Genomic DNA, 8,226 nt, shown 5'->3' on the forward strand with positions numbered 1-8,226 from the left:
GCGCCGCCACCCTCGCCGCTCAGACCAGAAGCGCGGTGGCCAGGATCAGGCCCAGCACGGCAAACCCAAGATCGTGCCAGGGGTCCCAGACATTGTGACGCCGCGCCAGCCGGACCAGCATCGGATAGGCCAGCGTCGCGGCCATCGCCTGTCCGGCCAACGCCCCCGGGATGCCCGCCTGCCAGGCGCCAAGCGTGAACAGCGACAGGAACAGCGTCGCCCGCACCAGCGTCACCCAGAAGAAGCTGCGCGAATCCCCGGCGGCCAGCGCCGCCTGATCGTAGCTGAGCCCGATCAGCGCCGGGATGCCCGCCAGCGCGATCAGCGTGACCAGTTCCCCCGCCGCCGTATAGCGGTCGTCATACATCAGCCCGACCAGCGCCTGCCCGAAGGTCGCCAGCACCGCCAGCAGCAGCATGAAGCTGCCGGTCATGCCGATCCGCATTAGCCGCACGCGGCGCAGGTGATGGGGCGTCGGGTCCTCGGCAGTCGCGCGATAGATGGGGATCATCACGCGCGAGATCAGCGCGATCCCCAGCATCATCGGAAAGCTGGCGAGGAAGAAGGCGATGTTGTAGATGCCCAGGTCGGTCAGGCTCAGAAGCCGCGCCAGCACCGCCTTGTCGCCCTGCGAGATGACGAAGCCCACCACCGTCGCGGGCAGGATCCACTTGCCGAAGCGGATCAGCTCGGCCGCGCAGTCGCGGTCCCACTGGAAGCGGTTGCTGGGCCCCGGCATCAGCCATTGCACCATGGCGACCTTGATCAGCGCGCCCAGGACCAGGCCGATGACCAGCGCCCAGGCCGAGCCCAGGATCGCCGCCAGGATGATGGTGGTGATCGTGGTCACCGCCGAGGAGGCCAGCTCGACCATGGTCAGGCGGCCCATGCGCAGGTGGCGGTTCGCGGTCTCCTCCTTGGTGGGCAGAAGGCCGAAGATGATGGTCGTGGTGGCCGCGACCGGCAGGAACCAGGCCAGTTCCGGCACGTCGTAGAAGCGCGCGGCGGGCACTGCCAGAAGGCAGCAGCCCAGCCACAGGATCACGCCCCGGATGGCCTGCATCGTATAGGCGGTGTTGAGGAAGGTCGGATCGTCGCCGCGCTTGCTCTGCAGGATGGCGGGGGTGATGCCCACGTCCGAGAAGTTGTTCAGGCCCTGGATGATCACCATGATCAGCGTCATCAGGCCGAAGGTCTCGGGGAACAACAGGCGCGTCAGGATCAGGTTGGACACCAGCCGGATGGCCTGCATCCCCCCGAAGCCCAGGATCGTCAGGGCCGAGCCGCGCACCGCGCGCTGCACCAGGCTTTCCCCGCTGAAGAGCAGCCCGATCCGGGCCCGGCGCAGGTTCACCGCGCGCCGTCCTGCAGGATCTGCCAGACGCGTGCGGCGGTCTGGTCATAGGCTGCGGCAAAGGTCGCATCGATCGTGTCGGGCAGGTCCATCCCCGAAGGGGGCGGGGCGCCGTAGATCTCGGCATAGGTGATCATCGCGGCCAGCAGATAGACCGTCTCGGTCCCATGCGGCGACAGGTCGGAATAGAGCACCTCGGCCGGGATCTGCGACAGCGGGTCCTCGGTCAGGACCTCGGCCATGACGCGGCCCACGGGGATCATGCGCACCCCCGCCTCGGGGCGCAGCGCGGCCAGGCGCGCGACGTAATCGTCGTACCAGCGGGCATAGGTGCCCTGCGCGTGGGTGTAATACTGCGTCATCTCGCGGTCGGTGGGCGGGAATTCCCGGGCGAAGGGATGCAGGTCGGCCCAGCCCTCGTAGATCAGGAATTGCGGCGCCTCGGCATTCTCCATCACCCAGTCCACCACCTCCATGGTGGCGCCAAGCGGCGTGGCCCGGTCGGGATTGTCGCCGTTATAGGGCTGATCGGCCCGGTCGTACTGGATGTAGTTCTCGGGGTTGAAGATGATCGTGTCGAAGCCCGCCGCGCCGAAGGGCTGGCGATAGGGATTCCAGACCGTCTCGACCTCGGCGAACTGCCAGTTCACCTGCGGAGGCAGCTCTTCGGCGAAGTTGCGCGGAAAGCCCCATCGCCCATCGGCGCCGAAGGTCCGCCCGTCCTGCCGGGCCATCAGCGCCATCCAATGCGGCACGGTCGTCTCGTCGCTGTCGGTCAGGTGATGGACCAGACTGTTGCCGAAGAAGAAGATCCGCGCCTCGTCGCGCGGGGCGTCAGGGATCTGGGCCCAGACCGGGGCGGCGCCCAAGGCGACCCACAGGGCGGCGGCGGCAACGAGGCGGGCAGGCGGGCAGGTCATTCGGGGTCTCCGGTTCCGGGATCGGGGATGGCGGCGGGCGCGGGGGCCAGCACGCGCGGGCGGGGCTTGGGCTTCAAGAGCAGCGCGTCCTTGATCCGCCGGCGCAGCGTGCGCGGGGCCAGCACCTCGGCGTCGCACAGGAAGGTGGCGCCGTGCAAGCCGGGATCGTTGTCCAGCGCCAGGGTCGCGCCCCATGCGGCCACCGTCTCGGGCGGGATGCCCGAGGGGCGGCCCGTGCGGGTGGCCATGATGCCGGGCACCCATTCGGTGACGGTGATATGGGGCATGCGCCGGGCCAGCTCGACCGCCAGCGCCCGGGAAAAGACCCGCGCCCCGGCCTTGGACACGGTATAGCCCAGGCTGCCGGGCAGGGGATCGCCGCCCGCGAAGCTGGAGACGTTGATGATCCGACCCCGCCCGCGCTCCAGCAGGCAGGGCAGGAAGGCCGCCGTCACGTTGATCGGGCCGCAGGTGTTGACCATGACGTGATCGACGACATCCTCGGCCGGTGCGCCCAGGAAATCCTGGCGGCGATAGATGGCGGCGTTGTTGATCACGATCGCGACCGGGCCGACCTCGGCCTCGATCCGGGCGGCCAGGTCGCGCATCGGGGCGGGCTGGCTGACATCGCCGCGCAGCGCCGTGAACCGGCCCGGGACGCAGAGCGCGCCCGTCTCGGCCAGATGGGCCGCGTCGCGCCCGATCCCCGCGACATGCAGGCCCCGGCGTGCCAGTTCGACCGACAGGGCCCGGCCCAGGCCCAGCCCGGCGCCGGTCACCACGGCGACCGCGCGCCCGGCGGCGGCCAGGGCGCAGGCGCCGGGCGGGCGGTGCCGCAGCACGGGACTGGCGGTCAGATCCCCGCGCATCACGTCTGCGCCTTCAGGCGGCGGGTCATCGCCTCGGCCACGCGCAGGGCATTGGCCACGATGGTCAGCCCCGGATTGACCCCGGTGGAGCTGGGCATGAAGCTGCCATCCACCACATAGAGATTGTCCAGATCATGCGCCCGGCAGTCGCGGTCCAGCACGCCCCGCTTGGGGTCGTCGGAAAAGCGCAGCGTGCCGCAGGGATGGGCGATGTTGAGTTCGGGCACATGGTTCAGCCACATGGACCGCACTCCTTTCAGCCGGGTCTTGAGCAACCGCCGGAACCGCTTGCGCCGGGCCAGCAACTCGTCGGACATCGTGTAGTCATAGATCATCATCTCGGGCCGGTCCGGGTCGAAGCGGACGCGGTTGGCGTCGTCGGCCAGATCCTCGAGGATGCCGGCAAAGACCCGCGCCTCGCCCAGCATCCGCGCGGCGATCAGGGCGGGGATGCGCATGAACTCGCGCCCCATCCCCAGCCTGCGCAGGGGCGAGGCATCATAGCGCTCGTGCAGCACATGCAGGATGTTGCCGTAATCCGCCGGCAGGCCGAGCGACTGGAACAGCCCCATCCGGTCGCCCTTGTGGGCATAGACGTCGCGCAGCGAGAAGGTCTTGAGGGGCCCCGGCGAGGGGGGCGGGGCGTCGCGCGGCGGCCAGATGGCGATGCGTTCGTTGATGTGGAACATCAGCCCCCGGCCCACCAGCCCGCTGGAATCCGCGCCGCCCTGCGGCCAGGCGGGGGTGGCCGAGGCCATCAGCAGGCGCGGCGAGGCCAGCGCGCCCGCCGCCAGCACCACCGCCCGGCCCCGCAGGTCCAGTTCCGCGCCGTCGCGCTGGACGCGCAGGCCCGAGACGGCGCGGTCCTGCCCGGTCAGGACCAGCGCGCGGGCGCCGTGCAGCACCTCGGCCCGGCCCGTGGCCAGCGCGGGCAGCACCCCCGCCGAGCGGCCGTCCATCTTGCAGTCGCGCGGGCATTTGCGCCCGATGCATTCCATGCAGCCCTCCAGCTGCCGGATGCCCAGCTGCGCGCGATAGGGGTGCAGCCCGACGCGTTCCAGCGCCTGACCCAGGGCCGCGTCGCGCGGCGACAGCGGGCGGGGTTCGGCCAGCCCGGTCACCGGATCGCCCAGGGGGTCCTGCCCGCCATTCACGCACATCAGCTGCCGCGCGCGGTCGTACCAGGGCTGGAATTCGTCATGGCCCACCGGCCAGCCGCCGGTCGGATGGGGCATCTCGGGCGTCGTCTCGAAATCATGCCGCTCGGGCTGTTCCAGCGCCGCCGCATAGAAGACCGAGGTGCCGCCCATGCCCGCCCCCTGCGAGCCGTATTCGGTCGTCGTCTTGCCGTTCACCGTCGATTCGACGGGCAGCGGCCAAGTGCCGTACATCAGCCGGGCGAAGGGGTCCTCGTGCTCGCTCTCTTGGCCGTTCTCGGCCTGCCGGGGCGTGGCGGGGCCCTGCTCGACGAACAGGACCGACAGCCCGGCCTCGGCCAGGGCACGCCCGCAGAGGCCCCCCCCAAGGCCCGCGCCGACGATGATCACATCCCAGATTTTATCCGTCACATCCGTCATCACAGGGAATCCCGCCGAGACAGCATCGGGTCGAAGAGATGCCGCATCTGCAAGGCCCCCTGGTTGGTAACATGGTTGTTGTCGAAATAGACCGTCCGACCGTTCCGAAGAACGCTGCAGGCGTTCGCATCGCAGTGCAAGGGCCAGGGGTCGATCAGGTTGATCTGTGAACCCCCTGCGACAAATGGCGCAAGCCCGGCGGCCTCGCGGGCCAGAGCACGGTCCAGCGGGACCTGCATCCGGTCCTGCGGGACGGGCTCCTTGCGGGCCAGGGCGCGGGCGACGGGAAGGGAGCCGTAATCCGGGATCACGGGAACCTGGCGCAGCACATGGACGCGGCTGCCCATGGCGGTCAGAGCGTCCAGCGTGCCCGCGACGGCGGTGGGCCAGTCGGGGCTGACCTCGATCCGGTTATGGGCATCCGCGCCGATGCCCATGCCGGTCGCGTAATAGCTCCAGCGCCCGACCAGCAGGACATCGGGGAAGGGTTGCGCGCGCAGGGCGGCCTCGATCCGGGCATTGGCGCGGCCGCAGGCGATATCCTGCACGCGGGTCGCGGCCAGCTCGCGCTTGTCGATGCCGAACATCGGCGGGCAGCCCGCGCGCCAGATCAGCAGGCCGGGCGTGCCGGCCTCGCGGGCGGCGCGGTCCAGACCCTCCTTGACCGCGCGCAGGTGGCTGTCGCCCCAGGCCAGCATCTGCGGCGGGCCCTCGGGGCCGATCGGGCAGATCTGGATGCCCGCGAAGGGGCCCGCATCGGGCGTGTGGCAGCGCGACCAGTCCTGGAGGAAATCTTGCGACGCATGGGCATGGGTCAGCACCGCCGGGGGCCAGCGCCCGGGCAGGCCGTCGCGCAAATAGGGCCAGGCGCCCAAGGCCAGCAACAGGGCCGAGGACAGCGCCACCCCCGCCAGCAGCGGCCCGGCGGGCAGGCGGGCGGCGTTGCGGGTGGGCCGCTCGACCCACCGCCAGGTGGCATAGGCCAGACCGACCGACAGGGCGATCAGCATGATGTTTCCCGCCAGCCCCCGCCCGGGGCCAAGCGCGAAATCCGACAGGCTGCGGATCGGCCAGTGCCACAGGTACAGCGAATACGAGATCAGCCCCAGCCCCCGCATCGGCCCCCAGGACAAGAGCCGATTGACCGGGTTCGCGGCCTGCCCGTGGCGGATCAGCAGCAGCGTGCCCAGGACCGGGATCAGCGCCCAGGCCCCGGGAAAGCCCGCGCCGGGCCGGATCACGATCATGCCCCCCACGACCAGCGCCAGCCCGGCCGCCGATCCGACCCAGCCCCGGCGCGGCCCCGGATGGGCCTGGGCCCAGATCGCCAGCAGGACGCCGGACAGCAGCTCCCATGCGCGGAAGGGGAACAGGAAGAAGGCCGCCGCCTGATCGCGCGCGGTCATCCCGATCGACAGGGCCAGCGACAGCGCCGCCCCGCCGCCCAGCATCACCACCGCCAGCCAGGGCCGGCGCGCGCAGATCAGCAGGACCAGCGGCAGGACGATGTAGAACTGCTCCTCCAGCGACAGCGACCACATGTGCAGCAGGGGCTTCTCGACCGAGCTGCTGTCGAAATAGCCCGCCTGCCGCCAGAACTGGATATTGGCGATGAACAGCGAGGCCGCGATCAGCGACTTGCCCAGCTCGCGCAGGTCATGGGGCAACAGGATCGCATAGCCGGCGGCGAACACGGCCAGCGCCACCACCGTCCAGGCGGGGGCCAGCCTGCGGAAGCGGCGCAGGAAGAAACGGACCGGGTCGATCCGCCCGGTGGCCGTGTATTCCCGCCACAGGATCGCGCCGATCAGATAGCCCGACAGCACGAAGAACACGTCGACGCCGGTGAACCCGCCGGTCAGCCCGGGCAGGTCGAAGTGATACAGCACCACGCCGCCCACCGCGACGGCGCGCAGCCCGTCGATCTCGGGGCGATAGCCCGAATCGCGGTCGACCAGCGGCGCACTCATCGCAGGATGGTCCGCAGGGGCGCCTGCCCCGTCGCGGCGGGCATCAGCCGCGTGTCCTTCGAGGCCGCGGGCGCGGTCGCGCCGCGGGCGGCCAGCCCGGCCAGCGCGCCGGCGCTGAGCCAGCTGAGCGGCGTCACGGTGGCGTTGGGGATCAGGTCGACCAGATTGGCCGCCATGATCAGCGCCAGCCCCGCCGTCCAGCGGTCGATCCCGCCCTGCCGCGCCGCCATCCAGATCCGGATCACCGATCCGCACAGGAGCCCGAAGATCCCCACATAGCCCATCACGCCGCTCATCGTCATCACGACGATCCAGTACCCGTCGCTGACGCTGGTGAATTCGCCCGAGTTGGGGTCCACCTCCAGGTTGCGGCCCCATCCGCCCCAGCCTGCCAGCGGCTTGAGGCTGGCGCGGTCCAGCAGCACCTGCTCGTTGTTGAAGCGGAAAATCAGCGAGCGGCCGCGTTCGGCGTCCAGCGCCAGCGCGGTCTCGCCGAAGAAGGTGACCGGGAACAGCCCCAGCCACAGCAGCAGCGGATACATCAGCGCCGCCAGCGCCAGCGCCGCCGCCACCCGCACATGCCACATGGGCGGCATGAACAGCAGCAAGGGCACCATCGTCAGCGCATAGAGCATCGAGGCGACGCTCTTGCACAGGAACAGCACCCCCAGCAGATAGATCAGCGCGGCCCAGTGCCGCGTCCGCGCGGTGCCCTCCGCGTCGCGCAGCGCGACCGTCGTCGCCAGCACGCCCATCACGGCGAACAGCGCCACCCACAACCCGTGTTCCAGAAACACCATCGGGCGATAGCCGCCATAGCGGATCGACTGGCTGAAATCATGGGCGAAGAAGCCATAGATCCACACGTTCAGCTGCGGGCTGAGGCGGATCTCCAGCAGCATCGGCAGCGAATAAACCAGCACGGCCAGGGTCAGCGCGGTCATCCAGGCCCGGATGCCCGCGATCGATGACAGGATCATGTAGCCCAGAAGGAAGGGCAGCAGGTCCAGCATGGCGGCCAGCGTGCCGTTGATGAAGTCGAAGACGGTCAGGCCGGGGCGATAGGACACGCCCTCGATCAGCGGCTCGGGATTGGTGATGATGGTGAACATCGGCGTCAGCAGCGTCAGGCCGACCAGGAAGATGACCCATCTCTCGGGGCGCTGCCAGGGCAGGGGCGACTGCTGGCGCATCATCAGCACGCCGACGGTCGCCGCCAGCCCGGTGATCGCGTATTTGTTCATCTGCGGCAGCAGCGGCACGTTCAGCGCCACCACCGCCGGCGGCAGCAGCAGATAGCCTGCCAGCATGGTCCAGATCACGGCCCGCGTCTGGTCCAGCCGCGAGAACAGGACAGCTGCCACGACCGGCCAGGCAGCCAGCATCATCAGCGCCAACGGATTACCCAAGACCACCCCCCACACACTGGGCCATCGCCTATGCGAAAAGGCACCCTATTTCCATACACTTTCGTTTAAATTAACATGCATTGGACTGGCGGGTTTGGTAAAGCTTTGGTCGCAGGTTCACATGGTA

6 protein-coding genes are annotated in these 8,226 nt (G+C 69.7%); all 6 read right to left on the reverse strand.

Annotated elements, in window-relative coordinates; all coding sequences use genetic code 11:
- Positions 1-19 precede the first annotated feature (19 nt).
- From FA743_RS09205 to FA743_RS09230, 6 genes are read right to left on the reverse strand one after another with little or no spacing between them, the layout of a single operon-like run.
- Positions 20-1,354, reverse strand: a complete 1,335-nt coding sequence (locus tag FA743_RS09205; RefSeq protein WP_246054903.1) for an oligosaccharide flippase family protein — start codon at positions 1,352-1,354, stop codon at positions 20-22.
- Complete coding sequence (locus FA743_RS09210) at positions 1,351-2,274, reverse strand: T9SS C-terminal target domain-containing protein (protein WP_136885819.1); 924 nt, start codon at positions 2,272-2,274, stop codon at positions 1,351-1,353. Before FA743_RS09210 ends, FA743_RS09205 begins: the two co-directional genes overlap by 4 nt.
- Positions 2,271-3,143 (reverse strand): SDR family NAD(P)-dependent oxidoreductase, encoded by an 873-nt coding sequence (locus FA743_RS09215; RefSeq protein WP_136885820.1) that lies wholly within the window; start codon positions 3,141-3,143, stop codon positions 2,271-2,273. The genes FA743_RS09210 and FA743_RS09215 overlap by 4 nt, the downstream gene beginning before the upstream one ends.
- Positions 3,143-4,720 carry a GMC oxidoreductase gene (locus tag FA743_RS09220; protein ID WP_136885821.1) on the reverse strand — a complete coding sequence of 526 codons (1,578 nt, stop codon included), beginning with the start codon at positions 4,718-4,720 and terminating at the stop codon, positions 3,143-3,145. Before FA743_RS09220 ends, FA743_RS09215 begins: the two co-directional genes overlap by 1 nt.
- On the reverse strand, positions 4,720-6,690 hold the full coding sequence (locus FA743_RS09225; RefSeq protein ID WP_136885822.1) for an acyltransferase family protein: 1,971 nt from the start codon (positions 6,688-6,690) through the stop codon (positions 4,720-4,722). Before FA743_RS09225 ends, FA743_RS09220 begins: the two co-directional genes overlap by 1 nt.
- Complete coding sequence (locus FA743_RS09230; RefSeq protein ID WP_136885823.1) at positions 6,687-8,099, reverse strand: hypothetical protein; 1,413 nt, start codon at positions 8,097-8,099, stop codon at positions 6,687-6,689. The genes FA743_RS09225 and FA743_RS09230 overlap by 4 nt, the downstream gene beginning before the upstream one ends.
- Positions 8,100-8,226: the final 127 nt, after the last annotated feature.

Origin of the sequence: Paracoccus gahaiensis (assembly GCF_005048225.1) — a bacterium.
GTDB lineage: Bacteria > Pseudomonadota > Alphaproteobacteria > Rhodobacterales > Rhodobacteraceae > Paracoccus > Paracoccus gahaiensis.

Excerpts from the sequence above, each read along its gene's own strand:
- FA743_RS09210 (WP_136885819.1), bottom strand. The coding sequence starts at position 2,274 with ATGACCTGCCCGCCTGCCCGCCTCGTTGCCGCCGCCGCCCTGTGGGTC.
- FA743_RS09215 (WP_136885820.1), bottom strand. The coding sequence starts at position 3,143 with ATGCGCGGGGATCTGACCGCCAGTCCCGTGCTGCGGCACCGCCCGCCC.
- FA743_RS09220 (WP_136885821.1), bottom strand. The coding sequence starts at position 4,720 with ATGACGGATGTGACGGATAAAATCTGGGATGTGATCATCGTCGGCGCG.
- FA743_RS09225 (WP_136885822.1), bottom strand. The coding sequence starts at position 6,690 with ATGAGTGCGCCGCTGGTCGACCGCGATTCGGGCTATCGCCCCGAGATC.